Consider the following 1,994-nt stretch of genomic DNA (forward strand, 5'->3'; position numbering starts at 1 on the left):
CTCGGTTCCGGTGGATGGCCAATCCTTACCGGCTCGGGACTTGCACCCGGTGGGCCGCAACAAGGAGTTTCCGATTCGCTTATCCGTTCGCTCTCTTCCTCTCCTTCCAGGCTTTGCCTGGCGCAACGGAGTTGTGATCAAGGCCACACTATGGTACTTGGGAAGACCAATGAGAATGGCGAGCTGACAGCGTCAAGTGCTGGTTTCCATTGTTGGGTGGAGGTTGAAGATTGGGTTATTGATTTCCAGGTCCCACTATTCCCAGATCTTGGCTCTTCCTTCGGGCACGTCATACCCAAAGAGAGGAAGATGCTCCAGAAAAGAAAAGAGTTACTGGCTCGTAAAATTGAAGATCTAAAGAATCCAGGTGAAGCGATGTATATTCAAGATGAAGAGCTAACCGAGTATTACATTGCCCACCAAAGTGATTTTGAATTCAATAAAGATTTGGAAAAAATCGCTGTTCAGTGGTTTCGGCCAGTACCTAAAAAGATGGTGCCAAAAATAGGCATGCAAGATCAGCACGGTGCGGTGCGTCCCGTGTCTATATCCTCAACCACTTTAGTAGGAGCATGGTAGCGTGACGCATGTGCTAACAAAAGGCTCAAGGCGACCCCAAACCGCGCATCGTGCTCGGGGTTTGTTTTCGGCTTCGGTGCAGGCGCGGTTTGGGTCGCCTTAGCCTCACGTTGAACAAATAAAAGGAATAAAAACAATAGCGTATAATTAACTCTCACGATTCATCACAAATGGGAACACCTCCGTGGAAGCGACCGTCCAAAGCATCTTCAGAGCGGGATTCGAGTCCTATCGACAACAGCATGGCTTGAGTGCCGATCAAACCCGTGCCGCGCACGCGATCATGCAGTGTCAAACGCAAGCGCTCGGCTACGAAGAATGGATCTGCTTCGAGGATGGCCACACGGAACAGCAACTCCATTCGTGCCGCCACCGCAGTTGTCCGCGTTGCCAGGGCGCCCTGACCCATGACTGGTTAGAACGCACCCAAGCACGGCTGCTGCCCTGCGAGCACGATCATGTGATTTTCACGCTGCCCCATGAGCTCACCGCCCTGTGGCAATCCAACCGTGAATGGTGCGCCGATCACCTGTTTAAGGCCTCCGCAGAAACGCTGAAGGAGCTGCTCGAGCATGAACGCGACCTCGGAGCCGAGGTGGGTCTGATCAGTGCCCTGCACACCTGGGGGCGCACCTTGAGCTTCCATCCGCATGTGCATGTCCTGGTCACCGGTGGCGGGCTCGATGGCGAGCAGTGGCGAGCGGTCAAGAACGGCTACCTGCTCCCGGTCGGGGTGCTCAAGGCCAAGTTCCGTGGCAAGTGGCTCAGCGGGCTCAATGAGGCCTATGCCGCCGGCGACATGACCCTGCCCCCAGACTGGACCACCCAGCACTGGACCCAGGTGCTGCGAACGATCGCGCGCAAGACGTGGAATGTCCGCATCCAGGGCGCCTATCGGCATGGCGATGGCGTCGCAAACGATCTCGCGCGCTACCTGCGCGGCGGCCCCATCAAGGATCATCGCCTCGTCTCGGCCACGCCTCAACGCGTGACCTTCCGCTATCGTGATCATCACGATCACGCCGAGAAGACCATGGCCTTATCCCAAGCCCAGTTTCTCTCCCGCGTGCTCTGGCATGTGCCCGTCAAGGGTCAGCACCATGTGCGCTACTACGGGCTCTACAGCGCGGGGGCCAACCCGAAGCGCCAACAGGTCAGGGACCACTTCGGCGTCGTTGAAGCGGTGCCGTGCGATACCCCGCCTCAACCCCGCCGCTGCCCCACCTGTGGGCGTCTCCTGTTTCACCGCGTCAGCGTCCGGCGCCCAATTTCCTCTCTAAGGAATACGGCGCCCGCTAACGTCCCCGCTCCTGTTCAACAAGGCGCTCAAACCGTCCCCATTGACCCAGGAGCGGCCGGCCAAAAGCTCGGAGCTGTTTTTTTTGCCCTGCCAGGGGCGGCTTAGCTTAACGTTA

2 protein-coding genes are annotated in these 1,994 nt (G+C 57.4%); both read left to right on the plus strand.

Annotation, left to right across the window (positions count from 1 at the left end; all coding sequences use genetic code 11):
- Positions 1–579, plus strand: a 579-nt coding sequence (locus CKO40_RS23695; protein ID WP_200348920.1) for a DUF2026 family protein, incomplete at its 5' end; no start/stop codon positions are given.
- Between the two features lie 184 nt (positions 580–763).
- The gene (locus CKO40_RS23700) at positions 764–1,984 is read left to right on the plus strand and encodes an IS91 family transposase (protein ID WP_200348921.1); all 1,221 of its coding nucleotides are present in this window, start codon (positions 764–766) and stop codon (positions 1,982–1,984) included.
- Positions 1,985–1,994 lie beyond the last annotated feature (10 nt).

The sequence above is a fragment of the Halochromatium glycolicum genome (assembly GCF_016584085.1).
GTDB classification, from domain to species: Bacteria; Pseudomonadota; Gammaproteobacteria; order Chromatiales; family Chromatiaceae; genus Lamprobacter; species Lamprobacter glycolicus.